At 73.8% G+C, this 21,694-nt stretch carries 16 protein-coding genes; 6 read left to right on the forward strand and 10 right to left on the reverse strand.

Annotated elements, in window-relative coordinates; translation table 11 throughout:
* Nucleotides 1-59 precede the first annotated feature (59 nt).
* Complete coding sequence (locus ACI3ET_RS11725) at nucleotides 60-1,334, forward strand: LCP family protein (protein WP_405033234.1); 1,275 nt, start codon at nucleotides 60-62, stop codon at nucleotides 1,332-1,334.
* A gap of 8 nt (nucleotides 1,335-1,342) precedes the next feature.
* Here the strand turns inward: ACI3ET_RS11725 and ACI3ET_RS11730 are convergent, their stop codons facing one another.
* The gene (locus ACI3ET_RS11730) at nucleotides 1,343-1,837 is read right to left on the reverse strand and encodes a heme-binding beta-barrel domain-containing protein (protein WP_405033235.1); all 495 of its coding nucleotides are present in this window, start codon (nucleotides 1,835-1,837) and stop codon (nucleotides 1,343-1,345) included.
* A 42-nt stretch (nucleotides 1,838-1,879) separates the two neighbouring features.
* Nucleotides 1,880-2,668 carry a hypothetical protein gene (locus tag ACI3ET_RS11735; RefSeq protein ID WP_405033236.1) on the reverse strand — a complete coding sequence of 263 codons (789 nt, stop codon included), beginning with the start codon at nucleotides 2,666-2,668 and terminating at the stop codon, nucleotides 1,880-1,882.
* Nucleotides 2,669-2,707: 39 nt separating this feature from the next.
* Here ACI3ET_RS11735 and ACI3ET_RS11740 point away from each other — a divergent pair, with 39 nt between their 5' ends.
* Genes ACI3ET_RS11740 through ACI3ET_RS11750 form a run of 3 tightly spaced genes read left to right on the forward strand, consistent with a single transcriptional unit; the run spans nucleotide 2,708 to nucleotide 5,371 of the window.
* Nucleotides 2,708-3,433 (forward strand): winged helix-turn-helix transcriptional regulator, encoded by a 726-nt coding sequence (locus ACI3ET_RS11740; protein WP_405033237.1) that lies wholly within the window; start codon nucleotides 2,708-2,710, stop codon nucleotides 3,431-3,433.
* A gap of 22 nt (nucleotides 3,434-3,455) precedes the next feature.
* A complete protein-coding gene (mshD, locus tag ACI3ET_RS11745; protein WP_405033238.1) occupies nucleotides 3,456-4,427 on the forward strand; it encodes a mycothiol synthase in 972 nt (323 codons plus the stop codon).
* Nucleotides 4,424-5,371 carry an NUDIX hydrolase gene (locus tag ACI3ET_RS11750; RefSeq protein ID WP_405033239.1) on the forward strand — a complete coding sequence of 316 codons (948 nt, stop codon included), beginning with the start codon at nucleotides 4,424-4,426 and terminating at the stop codon, nucleotides 5,369-5,371. The genes mshD and ACI3ET_RS11750 overlap by 4 nt, the downstream gene beginning before the upstream one ends.
* Before the next feature lie 12 nt (nucleotides 5,372-5,383).
* On the opposite strand, the gene ACI3ET_RS11755 is transcribed toward ACI3ET_RS11750, so the two are convergent.
* The 8 genes from ACI3ET_RS11755 to ACI3ET_RS11790 form a co-directional block, all read right to left on the reverse strand.
* Nucleotides 5,384-6,067, reverse strand: a complete 684-nt coding sequence (locus ACI3ET_RS11755) for an SRPBCC family protein (RefSeq protein ID WP_405033240.1) — start codon at nucleotides 6,065-6,067, stop codon at nucleotides 5,384-5,386.
* Nucleotides 6,068-6,105: 38 nt separating this feature from the next.
* Nucleotides 6,106-7,104 (reverse strand): inorganic phosphate transporter, encoded by a 999-nt coding sequence (locus tag ACI3ET_RS11760; protein ID WP_405033241.1) that lies wholly within the window; start codon nucleotides 7,102-7,104, stop codon nucleotides 6,106-6,108.
* A gap of 4 nt (nucleotides 7,105-7,108) precedes the next feature.
* Nucleotides 7,109-7,729: a DUF47 family protein gene (locus ACI3ET_RS11765; RefSeq protein WP_405033242.1), complete on the reverse strand. Its 621-nt coding sequence runs from the start codon at nucleotides 7,727-7,729 to the stop codon at nucleotides 7,109-7,111.
* Nucleotides 7,730-8,010: 281 nt separating this feature from the next.
* Nucleotides 8,011-10,707, reverse strand: coding sequence for a cation-translocating P-type ATPase (locus tag ACI3ET_RS11770; RefSeq protein ID WP_405033243.1), 2,697 nt, complete (start codon nucleotides 10,705-10,707; stop codon nucleotides 8,011-8,013).
* A gap of 72 nt (nucleotides 10,708-10,779) precedes the next feature.
* Entirely contained in the window at nucleotides 10,780-11,403 is a 624-nt protein-coding gene (locus ACI3ET_RS11775; RefSeq protein ID WP_405033244.1) for a hypothetical protein, read from the reverse strand.
* Nucleotides 11,400-13,175: a malto-oligosyltrehalose trehalohydrolase gene (gene treZ / locus ACI3ET_RS11780; RefSeq protein ID WP_405033245.1), complete on the reverse strand. Its 1,776-nt coding sequence runs from the start codon at nucleotides 13,173-13,175 to the stop codon at nucleotides 11,400-11,402. The genes ACI3ET_RS11775 and treZ overlap by 4 nt, the downstream gene beginning before the upstream one ends.
* Nucleotides 13,172-15,646: a malto-oligosyltrehalose synthase gene (gene treY / locus ACI3ET_RS11785; protein ID WP_405033246.1), complete on the reverse strand. Its 2,475-nt coding sequence runs from the start codon at nucleotides 15,644-15,646 to the stop codon at nucleotides 13,172-13,174. The genes treZ and treY overlap by 4 nt, the downstream gene beginning before the upstream one ends.
* A gap of 96 nt (nucleotides 15,647-15,742) precedes the next feature.
* On the reverse strand, nucleotides 15,743-19,102 hold the full coding sequence (locus tag ACI3ET_RS11790) for a cellobiose phosphorylase (RefSeq protein ID WP_405033247.1): 3,360 nt from the start codon (nucleotides 19,100-19,102) through the stop codon (nucleotides 15,743-15,745).
* A gap of 87 nt (nucleotides 19,103-19,189) precedes the next feature.
* On the opposite strand from ACI3ET_RS11790, the gene ACI3ET_RS11795 reads away from it, so the two are divergent.
* Nucleotides 19,190-20,209, forward strand: a complete 1,020-nt coding sequence (locus ACI3ET_RS11795; RefSeq protein ID WP_405033248.1) for a LacI family DNA-binding transcriptional regulator — start codon at nucleotides 19,190-19,192, stop codon at nucleotides 20,207-20,209.
* A gap of 192 nt (nucleotides 20,210-20,401) precedes the next feature.
* Nucleotides 20,402-21,691, forward strand: coding sequence for an extracellular solute-binding protein (locus ACI3ET_RS11800; RefSeq protein ID WP_405033249.1), 1,290 nt, complete (start codon nucleotides 20,402-20,404; stop codon nucleotides 21,689-21,691).
* Nucleotides 21,692-21,694: the final 3 nt, after the last annotated feature.

Consider the following 21,694-nt stretch of genomic DNA (forward strand, 5'->3'; position numbering starts at 1 on the left):
GTACGTCACGGTGCTGACCGACCCTCGACGCGCAGTCGGACGCCGTAGACTCCGGCGCCATGGGGTATGACGACACCGGGTCCACAGGCAGGCGCTCCGAGGCTCGCGGTCGGCGCCGTCGTCGTCCGCTCCGGGCCGCGACCGGCGCCGTGGCGCTGCTGGCCCTGCTCGGGGTGCTCGTGCTCGGCGGCTACGCGTTCTACCTGCAGCGCACGGTCGCCAACAACATCGAGCACGAGGACCTGATGGCCGAGGACGAGTCGGTCATCACCATCTCCCCCTCGCTCACCGGCGGCAACCAGCCCGGCCAGACCGACGGCGGGACCGGTCAGGGGGGCGGGGCCGGTCAGGGGGGCGCGGAGGGTCAGGGGGGCGCGGAGGGTCAGGACGGTGCGGAGGGCGACGGCTCGACCACCGCCGGCGAGGGCGTCGACGCCGTCGACGAGGACGAGACCGCGCCCATCGTCGGCGAGGACGGTCAGCCCCTGGACACCACGGGCGTCGAGGTCACGGCCACCACGCCCAGCCGCTCCACCGACGCCGGCGACGCGATGAACTTCCTCATCATCGGCAGCGACAGCCGTGACCTCTCGGTCGAGCGCGGCCGCTCCGACGTCATCGTGCTCATGCACGTCAACGACGAGCGCGACCGGGTGGACCTCGTCCACTTCCCCCGGGACCTCTTCGTGCCGATCGCCGGCACCGGCGGCAGCTCCAAGATCAACGCCGCCTACGCCTACGGCGGGGCGCCGCTGCTCGTCCAGACCCTCCAGCCGCTGGTCGACGTCCCCATCGACCACGTCGTCATCGTCAACTTCGAGAGCTTCCGGTCGATGACCGACGCGATCGGCGGGGTCGAGGTCCAGGTGACCGAGGCGGGGGGCGGGTTCGACGTGGGCACCCAGCACATGGACGGCGAGCAGGGTCTGCGGTTCGTCCGGGAGCGCTACTCGCTGAGCCAGGGCGACATCTCCCGCGGCGAGCGCCAGATGCAGTTCGTCAAGGCGATCATGCTCAAGGCCCTGTCGCGCGACACCCTCACCAACCCGGTGCGGCTGGCCAACTTCGTCGACGCGGCGACCACCAACCTCACGGTGGACCAGAACCTGCAGGTCGGCGAGATGCGCGACCTGGGCTTCTCGATGCGCGACGTACGCGGCGGTGACATCCACTTCTGGCAGGGCCCGTGGAACGGCATCGACATGCACCCCGTCGCCGGCTCCATCGTGCTCATGGCGCCGGACCAGATGACCCTGCTCAGCGAGCACCTGCGCACGGACACGATGGAGTCCTACGCCGACAACGTGTCACCGCGCAGCGGCTTCGGGGGCTAGGAAGGAGCTCAGACCCGCCTGAGCTCCGCCGACAGGTGGGACTGCAGGGGCTGACCGACGGCGGCCATGTCCATGACCCACATCATCGTGCCGTTGACGTAGCCGTAGAGACGGTGCGCCGCGGCGTAGTCCTTGGCGTGCGGGCTGCGGAGCACGCCGTCGGTGCGCACCTCGACCTTGGCCGGGCTCGTCTCGCCGACGTACATCTCCACGATGCCCGTGGGGTGGGTGAGCAGGAGCTCGACCTCACCGTCGGGCTGCGGGCGCCAGAACCCGGTCTCGACGGCGGCCGGGCGCTCCTTGTTGCCGTCGGCGTCCAGGATCCAGGCGCGGGAGGTCCACATCAGGAACGGCCGGCCGTCGTGCGTCACCTCGACCTCCTGGCCGAAGTGACGGGACTCGATGGTCGGGTAGCCCACCACACCGGCGCCGGCCCACGAGCCGATCATCCAGGCCAGGGGGGCGCAGTCGGGGTGCATGGTGGGATCGATCTCGATGGGCACCCCACCATCGTAGGGCGCACGCTCGCCGGAAGCGGGAGCGCGTCAGCCGGGGAGCGCCGTCGCCACGAGGACCTGCGCCACGAGATAGGGGACCACCCCGACGACCAGCACCGAGGCCAGCGCGGAGATGAGCCGCGGCCGGGCGTGGGCCAGCGTCGGCAGCGGGGCCATCAGCGCGCGCGCGGCGTGGCTCAGCGCCCCGCTCACCACGCCGACGAGCAGCCCGGTCGTCCACGGCACCCCGAGCACCACCGCCACGAGCACCCCGACCAGACCGCCGGCGGTCATCGCCAGCGCCGAGAGCCACGGCGCCAGCGCCGGCCAGCGCCCCAGCAGGTCGGTGACGGAGGACGCGAGCGCCGCCCCCAGCGCCCCGATCACGAGCGCGACGCCGTCGTCGCTGTGGCTGACCGGGACCATCAGCACCCCGCACGCGACGAGCGCCAGACCCAGCACCACCGAGCTGACCGACTGCACCACGCGGGGGCGGCCGTCGCGGCGGAGCAGCTGGTGGGTGAACGCGGCGATCATCGCCAGGGACAGGGCGGCAGGGACCCAGGCCAGCCACGGCGACTCCTCGCGGGACGCGACCGAGAGCACGAGCGCGAGCCCTCCCACGACGATCACGCCGACGGTCCCCCGCGGCGTCGGCAGCGCGAGGGTCCCGGCCCAGCCCCAGGCCAGCACGACGGCCCCGGCGGCGAGGGCCAGCGACAGCACGAGCGGCGAGGCGAGGGTCGCCGTGCCGAGCACGGCGACCACGAGCGCCACCGCCACGGCCACGTTGAGGGCGGGCACGAGGCGGACGCTGGGCACCCGCGTCACCGACATGCCCCTCATTATGTCCACCGCAGCACCTATCCTGTGTCGGTGGCCGACCTGGTCCTGCTCACCCCGCACACCCCGGCCACCGCCGCGGTGTCCGTGGTGCTGCCCGGGCTGACCCTCCTCCCGCACCGCGTCACCGTCCGCCCGATGGACCTCGGCCCCCTCCTGGGCACCGGGGAGCCGGACGCCTTCGTCGTGGACGCCGTGAGCGACCTCGCGATGGCTCACGGCTTCCTCCGCACGCTGGCCACCGTCGGTCTGGACCGTCCGGTGCTCGCCGTCGTCGCGGACGCCGGCCTGGCCGTGCTCGACGCCGCGTGGCCGCTGGACGACCTGGTGCTGACCGGCGCAGGGGCACCCGAGGTCTCGGCCCGGCTGCGGATCCTGCTCGGCAGGCCGCGACCGCACGGGGCCGGCGCGCACCCCGTACCCCCCTCTGACGGCATCCCCGCGCCCGAGGAGATCCGGGTCGCGGACGTGGTCGTCGACGAGGCCGGCTGGTCGGTGCGGGCCGGCGGGCAGCCGCTGGACCTGACCTTCAAGGAGTTCGAGCTCCTGCGCTACCTCGTGCAGCGGCCCGGGCGTGTCGTCACCCGCGACATCCTGCTCCAGGAGGTCTGGGGGATGGACTACTACGGGGGGACACGCACCGTCGACGTGCACATCCGGCGGCTGCGCGCCAAGCTCGGGCCCGAGCGCGAGTCCCTCATCGGGACCATCCGGGGCGTCGGCTACCGCTTCAGCGGCCCACGGGGGGCCGACCGGTGAGGCTCGTGCCACACTGACCCCCATGCCTGGCCAGACCGCCACCGTCGAGGAGCTGCCCGCGCTGCCGCCGCGCCTCTCCGGCGACGTGCTCGCCCTTGCCGTCCGCGCTGCGAGGCACGACGGGGTGCGCCCGCTGTCGGAGCAGACCGTGCTCCAGGCCCGTCGGCTCCCCGAGGAGGAGACCTCCGCGACGTCGACGCACCTGCTGGTCCTGGAAGGGCCGGAGGACGCGCCGCGCGTGCTGGCCTACGGGCACGTCGAGACCGGTGACCCCGACGCGCCCTCCGCCGAGCTGGTCGTGGACCCCGAGCAGCGTCGGCGCGGCCTCGGCGGGCAGCTGCTCGACCACGTGCTCCGCCGCTGGCCCACCGCCCGGCTCTGGTCGCACGGCGACCTGCAGGACGCGCGGCGGCTCTACACCTCGCGTCAGCTCCAGGTCGTCCGCGAGCTGTGGCAGATGAGCCGGCCGATCGTCGGCGAGTGGTCCGAGCTCCCCGACCACGTCGACCTGCCGGAGGGCCTCGCGGTGCGGCCGTTCGTCGTCGGGCAGGACGAGGAGGCCTGGCTGGTGGTCAACGCCCGCTCCTTCGCCGCGCACGCCGAGCAGGGGCGGATGACCATGACCGACCTCCTCGAGCGAGAGCACGAGCCGTGGTTCGACCCCCACGGCTTCCTGCTCATCGAGGACCGGCAGGACGTGGACGCCGAGGGTCGCGCCCGGATCGCCGCCTTCCACTGGACCAAGGTCGACCACTCGGGCGGGGCACCGGCCGGCGAGGTCTACGTGGTCGGCGTCGACCCCGACTACCAGGGCCGTGGGCTGGGCCGTGCGGTCACCCTGCTCGGCCTGCAGCACCTCAAGGCCGTCGGGATGGAGACCGCCACCCTCTACGTCGACGGGGACAATGCCTCCGCGATCGCCACCTACGGCCGCCTCGGGTTCGAGCGGTCCGCGATCGACGTCATGTATGCCGCAGGGTCCACCCGGTCGTGAGCTCAGGGCCGCGCACGGTCAGGGCCGCAGGGGCTCTGCCCTACCGGCTGCAGGCGGGCGCGCTCCAGGTCGCCCTGGTCCACCGCCCCCGCTACGACGACTGGTCCTGGCCCAAGGGCAAGCTCGACCCCGGGGAGGACTGGTCCACCGCCGCTGCGCGGGAGACCCGCGAGGAGACCGGGCTGCGGGTCCGGCTCGGTATGCCGTTGCCCGAGGCCACCTACCCGTTGCGGGACGGCTCGACCAAGGTCGTCCGCTACTGGGCCGGGCACGTCCTCGGCGGGGACGGCGAGCTCGAGCACGAGGTCGACGAGGTGGTCTGGCTCTCCCCCACGCTGGCCGCCCGACGGTTCAGCTACGAGCGCGACCGTTCCCAGCTCGAGGCCCTCGTGGCGCTGCACACCTCGGGGCGGCTGGACACCTGGCCCCTGCTGCTGGTGCGGCACGCCCGGGCGCTGGCCCGGGGCAACTGGGACGGGCCGGACCCGCAGCGGCCCCTCGTCGAGGTGGGGCGGCGCCGGGCCGAGCGGATGGTCCAGGTCCTGCAGGCCTACGCCCCGCTGCGGGTGCTTTCGAGCCCGTCGGTGCGGTGCGTCGACACGGTCCTGCCCTTCACCGCCGCCACCGGCGTCCCGCTGACCACCAAGAAGGGGCTCTCGGAGGAGGGCTTCGCCGAGGACCCGGCGAAGTCGCGCAAGCACCTGGAGAAGGTGCTCGCCGTCGGCGAGCCGATCGCGGTCTGCACCCAGGGACCGGTGCTGCCCGGCCTGCTGCAGACCCTCGCCGCACGCGCGGACCCCGAGCCAGGACGACGCCCGCGCGGGATGCTCGCGCGGCTGGCGGAGGTCCTGCTCGACAAGGGTGAGGTGCTGGCCTGCACGATGACCGGCCGGGGCGAGGACGCACGGGTGGTGGCCGTCGAGCGGCACCGGCCGCCGTCCTGAGACCGTGGGCCCTCAGTCGTCGTGCGCGGCGACCGAGCGCTCGGCCCGCTCCTGGACCCCGAGCAGCATGCGTCGCTCCATCACGAAACCGACCGGCTCCACGAGCCGCCACAGCAGGTGCTGGCGCCGCGGGTGGGCGTTGCGCTGCCGGCTGATCACCCGGGTCGACCGTCCGTCGTCCAGGGGCTGCAGCAGCCACTGCCACGTGGCGCCCGGCCCGTCGAGCACCGGCGTCTGCACGGCCTGCTGGGTCGTGGGGTCCGCCGCGACCATGACCAGCGACCGGCCGGCGTCCACGGACACCACCCGGAAGCACGGTGATCCCTCCCGTCCGAGCCGCACCACGTCACCGGCCGAGAGCTGCTGGTGCTCGGGCAGGATCTCGTCGGCGCTGTGGATGTCGAGGCCGACGAGGTTCTCCAGGGCGTCGTAGCTGTAGAGCCCGCCACGTCCCTGTCCGATCTGCGCGAGCCAGGGCCAGACGGCCTCCGGTGGCGCGTCGACGGTCACCGCGCGCGTGGAGGTCAGCCGCGGCCGGGGCACGAGGTCGTCGCCGGGCATCGACGCGCGGACCTCGGCGTCGTCGGCACCCCATCGGTTGTAGCGACTGCGCACCAGCGGGGAGGCGAGCAGGGTCACCAGGACCTCCGCCGCGCCACGGACCGCCTCGCTCACCCGCATCGTCGTGGACACCATCGTTCGACCTCCACCGCCATCGTAGGCCCGCGGGTGCCTCAGCCGGCGGCGCCGAGGGCGAGCACCACGAGCGCGGCGAGCGCCGCCGTGGCCGGTACCGTCAGCAACCAGGCGGCGACGACGTCGAGGGCGATCCGCCAGCGCACGCCGCGCCACCCGCGCGTGACACCGACACCCGCGAGCGCAGAGGCGATCGTGTGCGTCGTCGACAGCGGTGCGGAGAAGGCCAGCCCACCCAGGTAGAGGACCACCGCGGCCGTCGACTCGGCGGCGAAGCCCCGCGGCGCGTCCAGACGGACCAGCCCGGCACCGAGGGTGCGGACGATCCGCCAGCCGCCCATGGCCGTCCCCAGGGACATCGCGACCGCGCACGCGACCGCGACCCACAGCGGCACCGACGACCCGTCGGCCATCCCTGCGGCCCCGAGACCGAGGACGACGACGGCCATGGCCTTCGGGGCGTCCTGGAGCCCGTGACCCAGCGCGAGCGCCGTGGCCGAGCCGGTCTGCATGACGCGGAACGCCCGCTCGACCCGGTCCGGGCGCATCCGGCGGCACCACCAGAGCACCGCGAGGAGCACGACATACGCCAGCCCGAAGCCCACCAGCGGGGAGATCAGGAGCGGCAGCACCACCATCGCGCCGAAGGTCCCCCACAGCACCTGCCCCTCGCCCACGACGGCGGCGCCCAGGAGGCCCCCGATCAGCGCGTGGGTCGAGCTGGTCGGCATGCCCATCCACCAGGTCAGGACGTTCCAGCTGATGGCGGCGACGAGGGCCGCCACCAGCACGGACAGTCCGCCGGAGCCGGGGGGCAGGGCGACGATGTCCTGACCCACGCGCAGGGCGATGTCGATGCCGAGGAAGGCGCCGACCAGGTTGGCGACCGCGGCCATCCGCACCGCGATCGCGGGGGTGAGCGCACGCGTGGCGACCGAGGTCGCGATCGCGTTGGCGGTGTCGTGGAAGCCGTTGGTGAGCGCGAAGAGGAGCGCCAGCACCACCACCGCGACCACACCGGCCGTGAGCGGGTCCACCGGCTCAGAACTCCGACCGGGCCGCGCTGTCCAGGACGGCGGCGAGCGCGGCGAACCCCTGCACCGCCTCGTCCAGGCGGTCGAGGACGGTCATCGACCGCACGGCGGTGAGCGGCTCGGACCCGGTGCGCAGCAGTGCCGTCGCCGACTCGCGGTAGGCCAGGTCGGCGGCATCCACGAGACGGTGGGTCTCGGCGACAAGCTCGGCGTTGCTGCGGAGGTGCAGGATGTCGCTGCCGCGTCGTGAGACGAGGTCGGAGAGCAGCACGAGCAGGTCGACGTGGCGCGCCAGCTCCGGCGGGCCGGGCAGGAGGCCGAGCCGCGCGGTCAGGTCACCGGCCAGCTCGAGGCGACCGGTGCACCGGTCGATCTCGGTGACGATCGCGACGAGGTCGCGGCGGTCGACCGGGGTGACGAAGGTGTCGTCCACCGTGGCCAGGATGCTGCGCCTCAGCTCGACGGACTCCCGCTCCACCTCCTTGAGGTCGATGAGCGTCGCGAGCCGTTCGTGCGGCGCGAGCCCGACCACGTCCCGCAGCCCCCCGGCCGCGGCCGAGGTGAGGGAGGTCAGACGGTGCAGCGGTGCGCCGAAGCTGCGGCTGCGGGGAGTGAGACGCCAGGGCACGGCTGAAGGATACGCAACCTGGTGGTCGGGTCCGCGCCACGCCCCGTTCACCCGGGCGGCACCGCGGCGGCACCGCGGCGGCACGACGCCCCGCGGGTCCACGCTCCAGGAGAAGGTGCGTGCCGGACCGGGAGCGCCTCTCGGCGCGGGGCCGCTCGGAGCGGCGAAGGGTGGAGCCCGGGGCTGCCGCGGTCCGGCACGCGTTGGGGTCCAACGAGGGATGGGGCGGGATTGTTCCCTGTCGGGGCTCTCCCGCCCTCCGTCGGGTCCGGGTCCGGGTCTCAGGACGCAGGTGGGGCGCCGGGCTGCCGACGACCGTGCCGCCACCACAGCAGAAGCTTGTGCGTCTCCGGCATGATCATCGCCGTGGCGCCCAGGACCGCGCAGGCGAGCCACTCGTCGAGGGTCAGCGGGACGAAGCCGAGCACGTGGGCCGCGGGGGACCACACCGTCGCGCCCCAGTGCAGGAACAGGGCACCGAGGGCGCTCAAGATGAGCAGCCGGTTGCTGACGGGGCTCATCCCCAGGACCGCACGGTGCTCCGAGCGGGCGGTCCCGACCAGGTAGAAGTTCATCCAGACGAACATCGTGATGGCCAGGGTCCGGGCGTGCTGGAGGTCGTGGTCCTGAGCCAGGGCCCACTGGAAGGTCATCAGGATCGAGGCCGCCAGCCACAGCCCGGTGATGACCAGCCGCCACCACAGCGCGCCTGACAAGATGCCCTCCCCCCGGGGTCGCGGCGGGTGCGACAGCACGTTGGCCTCCGCGGGCTCGAAGGCCAGGGCGATGTCCTGCAGGCCGTTGGTGACCACGTTGATGAACAGCAGCTGCACGGGCAGGAACAGCAGCGGCCCGCCGACGACGACGTTGGTGGAGACCGCGACCAACGAGGCGAGGCCGCTGGCGAGCAGGAAGAAGGTCGCGTTGCGGATCGCCGCGAAGGTCACGCGACCCTGCCGGATCGCCTCGACGATCGTGACGAAGTTGTCGTCAGTGAGGACGATGTCCGCCGCCTCACGGGCGACGTCCGTGCCGGATCGTCCCATCGCCACCCCGATCGAGGCGGCCTTGAGCGCGGGCGCGTCGTTGACACCGTCCCCGGTCACCGCCACCACCTCGCCGCGGGCCTCGTGCGACCGGGTGATCCGCAGCTTGTCCTGGGGGGTGACCCGCGCCGCGACGTCGCTGGTGGCGAGGCGCCGGCTGAGCGCGGCGTCGTCGAGCTCGGCGAGCTCTCGACCCGTGACCGGCTCGCCGCTGGTGTCCAGGCCGAGGCGGCCGGCGATCGCGCTGGCGGTGGCCGGGTGGTCCCCGGTGATCATCGTGACCCGCACCCCCGCCCGGCGGCACTCCTCGACCGCCTCGAGGACACCCTCCCTCGGGGGGTCCTCCAGGCCGGCCAGGCCGAGGAAGGTGAGGCCGGCGGGCCAGTCGAGCGTGGAAGGGGCCGGCTCGTCCGGAGCCAGGACCCGGGTCGCGGTGGCGATGACCCGCAGCCCCTCGCATGCCATCTCCTCGTTGGCCCGCTCGACGAGGTCGAGGTCCATCGCCCGCAGGGCACCCCCCTGGCCGCGCAGGTGCGTGGAGAGCCCGGCGAGGACGTCGGGGGATCCCTTGACGTGCAGGACCAGGGTGCCGTCCCGTTCGCGGCGCACCGTCTGCGACAGCCGCAGGTGCGGCTCGTAGGGCAGGTCTGCCACGGGGGGACGGGCCCGTTCCTCCGCGGTGACGGCGCCTGCATCCAGGGCGGCCAGGGCGAACGCGACGTCGACCGCGTCACCGTGGAGCCGCCCCTCGTCGTGCGGGTCCGGCACGGCCTCGTTGGTCAGGGCACCGCTGCGGAGGACCTCGTGGGCCTCGACGGCCCATCCGTCCCTGGCCTCGTCGCCACCCTGCCTGCGGTCGACCACCCCGACGGGGGACCAGACGACCTGGACCGTGAGGCGGTTGAGGGTGAGGGTGCCGGTCTTGTCCGAGCCGATCAGGGTGGTGGACCCCAGCGTCTCCACCGCAGGCAGCGACCGCACGATCGCGTGGTGGTGGGCCATCCTCGCCACCCCCAGGCTCATCGCCACGGTCAGCACGATCGGCAGCGACTCCGGCACCGAGGCCACCGCCAGCGCGACCGCCGTGCGGAACATCTCCGACGGGCTGTGACCGAGGAGGACGCCGAGGGCGAAGATCGTCAGCGAGGCGACGGCGACGACGATCCCGATGCGCCGTTCCAGGCGGTTGGTGATGATCTGCAGGGGGGAGTCGCTCCGGGTTCTCTGCACCAGCTCGCTGATCTCGCCGATCTCCGTCTGGTCCCCGGTCGCGACGACGAGACCCTGCCCCCGGCCCGAGGTGACGAGCGTGCCGCTGAAGGCGAGGTTGGTGCGTTCCGTGGCGTCGCTGCCGGGCAGCGGGCCGGCGGTCTTCCCGACCGGGAGAACCTCCCCGGTCAGCAGCGACTCGTCGACCCGCAGGTCGGCGACCTCGAGCATGCGCAGGTCTGCGGGCACCCGCTCCCCGCTCTCGAGCGGGACGACGTCACCAGGAACCAGTCCGGCCGCGTCGATGCGGCGCGTCGTGCCGTCGCGGACGACCCTGCAGCTCGGGACGGCGAGCTCGCGGAGGGCCAGCACGGCCGTCTCGGCCCTGCGCTCCTGCCAGTAGCCGATGCCGGCGTTCAGCACGAGGATGAACAGGATGGCCGTGGCGTCGACCCACTCCCGCAGGACCGTGGTGACGACGGTCGCGATGACGAGGATGCCGATCAGCGGGCTGAGGAACTGCCGCAGCAGCACGCGCCACCACGGGGTGGCGCCGGCCACGTCGATCCGGTTGGCACCCCACCTGCGGCCACGCAGGTCCGCCTCGGTGTCGCTGAGCCCTGCGAGCGTGCTGTCGAGGTGCTCGAGAAGCTCGGAGGCAGGGGCACCGTGCCATCCTCCTGCCGGGGCGGGGGGTGCGGCAGACCGGGGGGCGTCGGTCACGGGGATCAGCTCCTCAGGACCATTCTTCCAGCCGGGAGCGGCCCGTGGGCCGTGATCTCGGCCTCATCGCCCTCAGTGCAGGGAGCCCATCCTCCACAGTCGGGCGCACGCCACGAGGTCGTCGGCGGTGTCGCGCATGCGCGCCGCGCGCTGCGCCTGGTCGGCCGGGATGTCCTCGACGCCGGGCTCGACCAGCCCGACCGCCATCACCTGGCAGAAGGCGCTCGCACGCTCCAGTGCGATGGCAAGGTCACCGGTGAAGATGCCGGTGAGGATCGCCTCGGTGAGCCGACGCAGGGCCTGCGGGTCGGGCGGCTGCTGGACGCCGACGATCGCGCCGTACACCTCGGCGTGCCCGACGCCCGCGGAGAACAGGCGCGCGACCTCCTGGGGGGTGCGCCGCACCCACTCGTGCAGCAGGTAGAGCCTCCACAGCGCCCCGGGGAGACTGCGGGGTGGCCGGTCGGCCCACATCTCGGCGATCGTGGACAGGCCGAGCTCCTCCACGAGTCCGACCAGCCGCGCCGTCACCGCCGGGTCGTCGGTGTGCCGACCGCGGCCGACCACCAGCTCGGCCGTGCGGTGCGCCGCCTCGGCCAGCTCGAGCGGGTCGTAGCCGCCCGCGGCCTCCTCCAGCGCGGACGGTGGCCGGAGCGTGGGACGGTGGAACGGGCGCCCCTCCCCCGGCCCGCTCACGCACCACCCCGGAGGACCGCGACGGTGTCCGGCGCCAGGCCCACCGTGCCGGCAGCGACCTGCACGTCACCGAACGACGCGAGCACCTCGCCGCCACCCAGCTCCACGGAGACCGGCAGCGCGTCACCCCGCCCGCTGTCGCCACCCAGGAGCGCCACGACCCGCACGTCCCCCCGCACGACCGTCAGCAGCTCGCCCGACCCGGCGGGCTGACGCCATACCTCGCCCTGCCCGAGCGGGGTGTCGCGCAGGCCGGGGACCTGGCGGCGCAGGCGCAGGAGGGTGCGGTACCAGTCGAGCATCCGCGCGTGCTCCCCCTCGTGCACCTCCTCCCAGCGCAGCGTCGAGGCGCTGACGGTCCCCTCGTCCTGCGGGTCCGGGACGTCGCCGGCCCAGCCGTGCTCGGCGAACTCGCGGCGACGGCCGTCGCGGATGGCCTCGGCGAGCCAGTCCTCGTCGTGGTCGGTGAAGTACTGCCACGGCGTCGACGCCGCGAACTCCTCCCCCATGAAGAGCATCGGCGTCCAGGGCGAGGTGAGCAGCAGCGCCGCACCGGCCGCGGCCCGTCCGGCCGGGAGGCCGTGCCCGATCCGGTCGCCGGTCGCGCGGTTGCCGACCTGGTCGTGGGTCTGCAGGGAGGCGACGAAGCGCCAGCCCGGCGTGACGTCGGGGTCGACCGGACGCCCGTGCCCACGACCACGGAAGGTCGAGAAGGTCCCGTCGTGGAAGAACGGCGTGGCACCCAGCACCTTGGGGAGCGCGCCGGGGTCGGCGAAGTCGGCGTAGTAGCCGTCGGTCTCCCCGGTCAGCGCGACGTGGAGGGCGTGGTGCACGTCGTCGGCCCACTGCCCGTGCAGCCCGGTCCCGCCGGACCCCCCGGGTCCGCGCGGGGCGACGGTCCCGGGGTCGTTGCGGTCGGACTCGGCGACGAGCGTGCGGGGTATGCCGCTGCGCCCGGAGATCTGGTCCGCGAGGGTGGCGAGCTCCTCGAGGAGGTGGGTGGCGCGCTCGTCGTGGAGGGCGTGGACGGCGTCGAGGCGCAGGCCGTCGAGGTGGTAGTCCTGCAGCCACATCCGGACGTTGTCGCTCAGGAACGCACGGACCTCGTCGCTGCCGGGGCCGTCGAGGTTGACCGCCTCGCCCCACGGCGTGTGGTGGCGGTCGGTGAAGTAGGGGCCGGCCTGCGACAGGTAGTTGCCGCTGGGGCCGAGGTGGTTGTAGACGACGTCGAGCCAGACGGCCAGGCCCCGCGCGTGGGCGGCGTCCACGAGACGGGCCAGACCGGCCGGGCCCCCGTAGGGCTCGTGCACGGCATACAGCGCGACGCCGTCGTAACCCCAGCCGTGCCGGCCGGGGAAGGCGGAGACGGGCATCAGCTCGACCACGGAGACGCCGAGGTCGACGAGGTGGTCGAGGTGCTCGACGACGCCGTCGAAGGTGCCGGTCGGGGAGAAGGTGCCGACGTGCAGCTCGTACACGGCGGCCCCTTCGAGCGGCACGCCGCGCCAGTCCTGGTCGGTCCAGGCGAACGTTGACGTGTCGACGAGCGCGCTGGGTCCGTGGACCCCGTCGGGCTGCCAGCGGGAGCGGGGGTCGGGGACGGGTGAGCCGCCGTCGACCGCGTAGGCGTAGCGGCCGTCGCCGGGTGCGGCCGCGGTCTCCCACCAGCCGCCGTCGGCCTGCTGCATGGGCACGGCCGTCGACCCGTCGGCACCGAGGCGCAGCTCGACGCGGGAGGCGTCCGGCGCCCAGAGACGGTAGGTGTGGCTCATCGTGGTCCTTCCTCCAGGTCGCGGGCGCGCACCAGCAGGGCGACGGGCGCGGACGCGAAGACGTCGACGGCGAGCGCGCCGGCCTCCCCCACGTGGTGGTCGGCCCCGGACAGGGCGTCCCTCCAGTGGTCCTGCGGCAGCGGGATGCGGGTGTCCCCGAGCCCGCCGGCGGCGCCGAGCGCGCGCGGCGCGCGGATCGACAGCGTCGCCGCGACCCCGCCCCGGACGAAGCCGAGCACGTGCGGTCCGGCCTCGACCGGCTCGTAGGAGCCGCCGGGCCCGTAGGCCTGCGGCAGCCAGCCGCGCAGCCGGAGCACGCGCGAGGTCACCCACAGCACCTCGTCGGACAGGTCCTGCGGCCAGCCCTCGGCGTCGAGCCGGCGGAGCCGCTCGACCCGCTCCTCGTAGTCGACAGGGCGCCGGTTGTCCGGGTCCACGAGCGAGAGGTCGACGACGCCGGAGCCCTGGTAGGTGTCCGGGACGCCCGGCAGCGTCAGCTGGACGAGCTTCTGGGTCACGGTCAGGGTCCGGATCGTCATCGCGTTGTCGCGCACGGCCGCCCCGATGGCCTCGCTGACCTCGCCCTCGGTGACCATCTCCTGCGCGAGCGCGAGCACCCGTCCCTCGTAGTCCTCGTCCGGCTCGACCCAGGTGGTGTGCAGCTTGGCCTCGCGCATCGCCTTCGTGAGGTAGTCGTGGAGCCGCTCCTCCGACACCCGCCCGGCTCCGACGAGCGTCTGCCAGACGAGGTGGGCGGTGGGGGCGTCGACGCCGTGCCGCTGGGCGGCCGCGGCACCGGCGGCGGAGAGCGCTCGCCACGCGTCGGCGTCGCCGGCCACGGCCAGGATGCGCGCCCGCACGTCCTCGCTGCGCTTCGTGTCGTGGGTGGACAGGGTGGTCAGGCCCAGCGGCCAGTGCTCGGCCTGGTGCGAGGCCCACGTGTGCAGTGCGCCCGGGGCCTCCTCGGGCCGCTCGCCGACGGAGGGGTCGGCGCCGACCTCGTTGAGGGCGACGAGACGGTGCCAGCGGTAGAAGGCGGTGTCCTCGATCCCCTTGGCCATCACCGGCCCCGTGGTCTGCTGGAAGCGGACGCACAGGTCGGCGGCCGCGCCGGCGTCGGCGGCGTTGGAGTCGGGGCGCAGCAGCACCTCGCCGAGCTGGTCGAGGTCCGCGTGCAGGTCGGGGCGGGTCGAGCGGGCGCGCTCGATCGCGTCGAGCAGCGGCTGCTGGAGGTCGGCCTCCTCGGCCCCGGGGTTGCTGTCGCCGGGCCGGACGTAGGCCCGGTAGACGTGCACGTTGACGAGCAGCTCGGCGAGCGCTGCGCGCAGCCGGTGCTCGTCGGCGTGCGGCAGCGACTCCCGGGCACGGCGCACGAGGCGGGCGACCTCGGGCTGGAGGAGCGCGGCGACGGCCTGCCGCTTGCAGCGCTCGACCTCGACCTCGAGGTCCGGCTCGCCGCCGGTGGCGAACCACGCGGTGCTCACGGCCTCGGCCGTGGTGGGGTCGACGAGGGCGCCGAGCACGGCGGCGTTGGCGTCATACCCCGTGGTGCCCTCGCACGCCCACGAGGACGGAAGACGCTCGGGACCCTCCAGGATCTTCTCGACCCAGACCGGGGCGTCGGGGCGCAGGCGGTCGCGCAGCATCGCCAGGTAGCCGGCCGGGTCGGCCAGACCGTCCGGGTGGTCGATGCGGAAGCCGTCGACCACGCCGCGGTGGTGCAGGTCGAGCAGCTCGACGTGGGTGGCCTCGAAGACGTCGGTCTCCTCGACGCGGACGCCGATGAGGCCGTCGACCTCGAAGAACCGGCGGTAGTTGAGGACGTCGGCGGCGTCCTGCCAGTGGCCGAGCAACCAGTGCTGGGCGGCGAGCATCGCCGGGAGGTCGTCGGCGAGGTGCTGCGAGCCGGGGGCCAGCGGCAGGACGTGCTCGTAGTAGCGGACGACGGGCCGACCCGCCGCCGGCCCCTCGTCGTCACGGCCGGTGCCGACGGTGATCTCCCCCGCCGCGAGGACGTCGTCGAGCGGCTGACCGAGGACCGGGAGGCCGAACCGGCCGCCGAGGTGGTCCCAGTCGACGTCGAACCAGTGGGCGCGCGCGGCGTTGCGACCCTCGCGCAGCACCTCCCACAGGGGGGCGTTGCGCCACAGCTGGGCGACCAGCGCCATGTGGTTGGGGACGACGTCGACGATCACGCCCATGCCGCGACCGTGCGCGGCGGCGGCGAGGGCCACGAGCGCCTCACGGCCGCCGAGCTCGGCGCTGACCGTGGTGTGGTCCAGCACGTCGTAGCCGTGCTCGGACCCCGGCACGGCCGTCAGCACCGGGGACAGGTAGACGTGGCTGACCCCCAGCGCCTCCACGTAGGGCAGCACCTGCAGCGCGTCGGTCAGGGTGAACCCGGCGTGCAGCTGCATGCGGTAGGTGGCGGTCAGGGGACGGCGGTCGAGACTGTGCGCGTGGTTGCTCATGGCAGCACCAGTGTCCCAGCAAGGACCGACGGACCACCATTCGTGGCGACGCGCCGCGGTGCGGCCGGGCACCGACCCACAGCACGGGTGCTGCGGTCACGCGAGCTGGACGCCGACGACCTCGCCGTCCGCGACGGCCTGCGCGATGTCGCCCATCGGCACGGCGACGCCGCCGGTGCGATAGGGGTTGTCCAGCCGTCGGACGGGCAGCTCCCGACCGGCGACCGCGACGGACAGCGGACCGACACCCGCTGTCCCGCAGTGGAACTGCAGCTGAACTCGACCCACTGCCGTCGGCACGGTCGCCGACACCGTGCCCAGCGACGGGTCGAGGACCGGGTCGATCTCCAGCTCCTCGCCGGCGTGCCGCACGCCGAGCATCCGCTGGGTCAGGATCTCGAGGAACAGGCCGGGGCCGCTGGAGTAGACACGCCACCCGGCCTCCAGCGCCACGTCCCCGCTGAGCACCCGCTCGTAGTCCCGCGAGGCCTCGTAGCGGTCGGCGAACGCGGCGTCGGACGACGAGGAGTAGGTGTTGGCCTGCCGGGGGGCGGCGCTCGGCACGACGTCCTCGATCCCGATCGGCACCGCCTGCGCCAGTGCCCGGAGCAGTCCCGGGCCCTCGCCTACCCGGGCCAGCGCCTCCGCGTACCGCAGGTGGGCGTGGACGTACATGATGCCGATCTCACGCCCGAAGAAGGTGCTGGCCTCCGCCCGTTGGAACACCTCGACAGGACCGCCCCGGTAGGCGACCGGGCGGTCGAAGAGCCGGGCACCGTCCGGTCCGGTGAGGTGCTCGGCGACGACCGAGAGGTGGTGGCGCGCCTCCTCGGGCGTGAGCAGGTCGCCGGCCACGGCGTGGATCATCGGCAGGAGCGAGTAGTGCAGCCCGGTGCGGTGGTCGCGGGGGTGGATCAGGGGTGCCACGCCGTCCTCTCCCACGACGCCGTAGCCGCTGAGGACGCCGTCCACGAGCAGGTGGGCCCGAAGGTCCCGGACCCCGGCCTCCGCCAGCGTCCGGGCCCGCCCGGCCAGCTCCGGCAGGCTCGGCGCCACGCCGTCGGCCAGCCGCTGGAGGGCCTCTGCCTGCAGGACGACCGTCCACGTGGACACCATCCGTCGGGCGAGGTCCGGGTCGGCCGGCTGCAGGGAGTCGTTCCAGTCGCCGTGCCCGTAGGCCGGCAGCGCGCGCCCGGCGACGAAGCTGGCCTCGACCGCGTCCAGGGCCCGGCTCACGTGCCCCACCACCGGCGCCGACGCGCCGGGTGCCCCGTCACCGGTGAACGCGACGTCGACGTCGAGGACGGAGGCGTCCCCGCTGGCGAGGAGGTACTGCCCGAGCGCCAGCAGCGGCCAGTAGACGACGTCGCCGTGGGCGGTGTCGACACGGTCGACGCGGTACGCCGGCAGGAAGTCGAAGGACTGGGGCCAGTCTCCCCGCTCGTGCTGCGCGCGGAAGATCAGCAGCAGCAGCTCGCGCCACTCCCGGTGCGCGCCCCAGGACCTCAGCAGCCCGACCGGCCCCTGGCAGACGTCGCGGGTGCCCCACGCCCCGCCGGTGTGCTGCTCCAGACCACGCGGCGACAGGTAGTGGACGAGCGCGTCGTGGGCGTACCAGCCGGTGATGGCGTCCACGCGGGACAGCAGGCGACCCGCCTCCCCGGGGGCGTCGGACGCGACCGCGACGACGGAGTCGACCTCGGCCCAGCCGTCCGCGTCCGAGCCGCCGGCCTCGGCCGTCGGTCCGGTCGTCCCCGGCGTCACCTCCACCGACCACGACCCGGAGGTACCGAGCCGCAGCGTCACCACCGGCTCGCCCCGGGTCCCCCCGTCGGCGAAGATCAGCGAGTCGTCGCCCACCTCCGCCACGTCGCACCCGTCGACGCGCACCTGCAGGCGAGAGTCGTCGCCGTCCGAGCGGGGGAGCGCCCCCTCCGGGGCATGGACGGTGAGCGTCCCGTCGGCGACGTCGACCCGACCCGTCGAGCCCGGGGCACCGCTCCAGTCGAGGGCGAGGAGCAGCAGCGACGGGACCGGCTCCCCCCGCAGCGTCTCGACCTCGACCCGGCAGCGGCCCTGCGCGGTCGGTCCGTCGGCCTGCACGCGCAGCAGGTGGTCGTCCACCGCGTACCACCAGGTGGCGGAGTTCAGGGCGCTGCGCCACAAGGAGGGCGTCCCGAGCAGCTGCCAGCCGCGCCCGAGGTCCACGGCGACCCGCAGCCCGTGCACGCGCCCCAGTCCGAGCGGGCTGGGGCGCAGCGAGAGCGAGCGGCCGAGGGCCGCGTGGCCCTGGGTCAGGTGGGAGCAGAAGCTGCCGTTCATCCACACCGTGCTGGTGACGTCCTGCTCACCGGGCAGCAGCCGGCCCAGCGGGCGAAGCACCTGCCCGTGCGGCCGCAGCACCGCCGCCTGCTTCGCGGCGGTCACCAGGTGCGCCCCGTCGTCGTCGAACCAGCTGAGCACCCGCCCGTCGACGGACTCGACGTGCCGGCGCCCGGCGCCGGTGAGCTCGTCCGCCTCGGCGTCGGTGAGGTCCCGCACCGGGAGGTATGCCGTGCCGCTCCCGAGCAGGCTGGCGCCGGCACCACCCACGGCACCGCCGGCCTCGTCGTGGGTGAGCGCGTCGCCCGGCAGGGCCACGTCCGCGGCGACCACGGCGTCGCCGTCCGAGGTCGCGCCCGGGTGGTCGGCCAGCGCGACGACGAAGAACCCGGTGCGCCAGCTCTCCCGTGGCCCCAGCCTGACCGGGACCGTCTGGAGGACCGCCGCGGCGTGCTCGTGCTGGAGACGCTGGGCCGGGAGCTCGGCCCTCAGCCCGGGCCACGGCGCACCCTCCGGGAGACCACGACCGCTCAGCTGCAGCAGGTCCGTCGCCCACCGCTGCGACGAGGTGTGGCAGCCCACCAGCGCCCAGGGGGCCGTGGGGCCGGGCATGTTCTGCCGCACCGCGACCGCGGTGCCGCGCTCACCCAGGTCGACCGGCGTGAGGTCGAGGTACTGGCTGGGGTAGAGGGTGCTGGCGGCCAGGACCTCGGGGGAAGACAGGGCCAGGTCCTGGGCGTGGACGAGGTCGATCTCGACCGGCTCCCGGCGCTCGTTGGTGACGACGACCTCCCAGGACCAGCCGCCCTGCGGCTGGAGCAGCGTGAGGGACCAGCTCCACCGCAGACCGTCCGTCGACCCGTCCCGAACGACCGCTGTGCCGCCCGGCCCGTCGGACCCCACCACCCGGCACCGGGTCGGGCCCGAGCCGGTGCCGGCCAGGGGGTGCGGCTCGTGGCCGTCCTTCCCCCGCACCCGGAGCCACAGCCCGGCCAGCCCGTCCTCGACCTCGGTCGCCGGGTAGAGGAGGAGCGAACGGCCGTGCGCCGACGCGGCGCGGAGGGCGCCGGTGGACGTGACCTGCAGCTGGATCCTGCTGTCGTGGAGCACCGCACCGGCGTCGTCGTCCGTCATGCCGCTCACCGTAAGCGCTTACCATCCTGCCGCGCAACGACTATGCTTCGCCGGACACCTGCTCCCGTGACCTGGAACGAGTCGTCCATGACCAGCCCCCCGCGCCCGCGCCGACCCGGACCCGCGACGATCTACGCCGTCGCGGAGGAGGCCGGGGTGTCCATCGCCACGGTCTCGCGCGTGCTCAGCAACCCCGACAGGGTGGCCCCGGGAACCCGGGAGCGCGTGCTGGCCGTGATCGACGAGCTCAACTACGTGCCGCACGGCGCCGCCCGCTCCCTCGCCGCCCGGACGCACGAGGCCTACGGTCTGGTGCTGCCCGAGCTGCGGGGCCCGTACTACGCCGAGCTCATCACGGGCTTCGAGTCGGCCGCTGCCGAGCGCGGCGCGAGCGTCCTCATGCTCCTCACGCACGACAAGCAGGAGCCCGACCTCGCGGTCCGGCGGCTCGCCGGCCGCGTCGACGCGATCGCCCTCATGGGCGGGGCCGGGGTCACCCCGTCCACGGTGGCGGCGATCGGGGGCAAGGTGCCGCTGGTCCAGCTGGCGGGTCACGAGGTCGAGGGGGTCGAGAACTTCAGCACCGAGAGCACGCAGAGCGCCCGGTCGCTGACCACGCACCTGCTCGTCGACCACGGCCGCCGCCAGCTGCTCTTCGTCGGGTCGCCGGAGGGTTCGCCCGACGTCCGCCGCCGATACGACGGCTTCGTCCAGGCGCACGCCGACCAGGGTCTGGAGGCTGCGGACCCGGTCGACGTCGACCTGAGGGAGACCGGTGGCCAGGACGTGGCACGGTCCTTCGCCCGCGGCACGCTCACCGCCGACGGTCTGGTGTGCGCCAACGACGAGCTGGCGCTGGCCGTCATGCGCGGACTGGTGGAGGCCGGGCTCGACGTCCCGGGCCAGGTGGCGGTCACCGGCTGGGACGACTGGATGGCCGCCCGCTACGTCACCCCCGGCCTGACGAGCGTGCGCCAGCCGGTGCGCGAGCTGGGTCGGCTCGGCGCCGAGCGTCTCAGCGGCGTGCTCGCGGACCCGGACGCCCCGGAGCCCGACCACCGGCTCTCGACCAGCGTCGTGCTGCGCGGCTCGTGCGGGTGCGGCTGAGCGACCGGGCCCCGCAAGCACCCTCCCTTGTGCACCGGCAGCCCCGTGTGTAATCTGACTCGCACGTTGTAAGCGCTTACTTCTGGCGCGCAGCTCATGACGGTCGAGGCTCAGCGACGTACCTCGGTCGGGAGAACGGTCTCCCGACCAGCGTCCACGGGTTCCGACCTCGAACAGAGAGGATCCACCCTGATGCGACGCAGTCATCTCCTAGTTGCCTTCAGTGCCAGCGCAGCCCTCGCCCTCACCGGCTGCGGCCGGGACGCCGGCGAGACCGACGACGGCGACGCCCCCGCCCAGACCGGGGAGGCCGTCTCCACCGAGGATGCCTCCGGCGAGCTCGACGTGTGGGCGATGGGCGCCGAGGGCGAGGCGCTGCCGGACCTCGTCGCCGAGTTCACGGACCAGTACCCCGACATCACCGTCAACGTGACCCCCGTCCCGTGGGACTCGGCGCACGACAAGTTCGTCAACTCGATCACTGCCGGGACCACCCCGGACGTCGCGATGGTCGGGACGACCTGGATGGGCGAGTTCGCGGGCATGGACGCCCTCGACCCGACCCCCAGCTCCATCGACGCAGCGAAGTTCTTCGAGGGCGCCCACGAGACGACCGTCGTCGACGGCACCTCCTACGGCGTGCCGTGGTACGTCGAGACCCGCATGGTCTACTACCGCTCCGACCTCGCGCAGGAGGCCGGCTTCGACGAGGTCCCGACCGACCAGGCCGGCTTCAAGGAGATGGCCGCAGGCATGCAGGAGGCCGGCGCCGAGTGGGGCATCAGCCTCCAGCCCGGCCAGACCGGTTCCTGGCAGTCGGTCCTGCCCTTCGCGTGGTCCAACGGCGCGGAGACCGCGGGCGAGGACGGCTACACGTTCAACACCCCCGAGATGGTGGAGTCCGTCGACTACTACGGCAGCTTCTTCGCCGACGAGATCGCCAACGCCAACCCGCCCGAGGGGCAGACCGAGTCCGACTTCACCAGCGGCAACGTCCCGATGTTCATCTCCGGCCCCTGGATGATGAGCATCGTCGAGGACTTCGCCGCGAACGAGGGCGAGGACGGCTTCGGCGAGATGTATGACGTGGCCCCGATCCCTGCGGGGGGCGGCGAGAGCAGCTCCTTCATCGGCGGCTCCAACCTGGCCGTCTTCCAGGACACCGAGAGCCGCGACGCCGCCTGGGCCCTGGTCGACTGGCTGACCCAGCCCGAGACCCAGGTCAAGTGGTACGACATGACCAGCGCGCTGCCGTCCGTGCAGTCCGCTTGGGAGGACGACGCGCTCACGGCCGACGACAAGCTGGCCAAGTTCGGCGTGGCGCTCGAGACCGCCCAGGCGCCGCCCTCGTTCCCGAGCTGGGAGCAGGTGGCCGAGGCCTTCGACGGTGAGATCGAGAAGGTCGCCAAGCAGGGCCTGTCCGGCCAGGAGGCCATGGACGCCACCCAGGCGCAGGCCGAGTCCATCGGCACCGGGCAGTAGGAC

Source organism: Ornithinimicrobium jinqii, from assembly GCF_045032595.1.
Taxonomy (GTDB): Bacteria; Actinomycetota; Actinomycetes; order Actinomycetales; family Dermatophilaceae; genus Ornithinicoccus.

Excerpts from the sequence above, each read along its gene's own strand:
- treY (WP_405033246.1), bottom strand. The coding sequence starts at position 15,646 with ATGAGCAACCACGCGCACAGTCTCGACCGCCGTCCCCTGACCGCCACC.
- mshD (WP_405033238.1), top strand. The coding sequence starts at position 3,456 with ATGCCTGGCCAGACCGCCACCGTCGAGGAGCTGCCCGCGCTGCCGCCG.
- ACI3ET_RS11790 (WP_405033247.1), bottom strand. The coding sequence starts at position 19,102 with ATGACGGACGACGACGCCGGTGCGGTGCTCCACGACAGCAGGATCCAG.
- treZ (WP_405033245.1), bottom strand. The coding sequence starts at position 13,175 with ATGAGCCACACCTACCGTCTCTGGGCGCCGGACGCCTCCCGCGTCGAG.
- ACI3ET_RS11800 (WP_405033249.1), top strand. The coding sequence starts at position 20,402 with ATGCGACGCAGTCATCTCCTAGTTGCCTTCAGTGCCAGCGCAGCCCTC.
- ACI3ET_RS11795 (WP_405033248.1), top strand. The coding sequence starts at position 19,190 with ATGACCAGCCCCCCGCGCCCGCGCCGACCCGGACCCGCGACGATCTAC.
- ACI3ET_RS11735 (WP_405033236.1), bottom strand. The coding sequence starts at position 2,668 with ATGTCGGTGACGCGGGTGCCCAGCGTCCGCCTCGTGCCCGCCCTCAAC.
- ACI3ET_RS11725 (WP_405033234.1), top strand. The coding sequence starts at position 60 with ATGGGGTATGACGACACCGGGTCCACAGGCAGGCGCTCCGAGGCTCGC.
- ACI3ET_RS11755 (WP_405033240.1), bottom strand. The coding sequence starts at position 6,067 with ATGGTGTCCACGACGATGCGGGTGAGCGAGGCGGTCCGTGGCGCGGCG.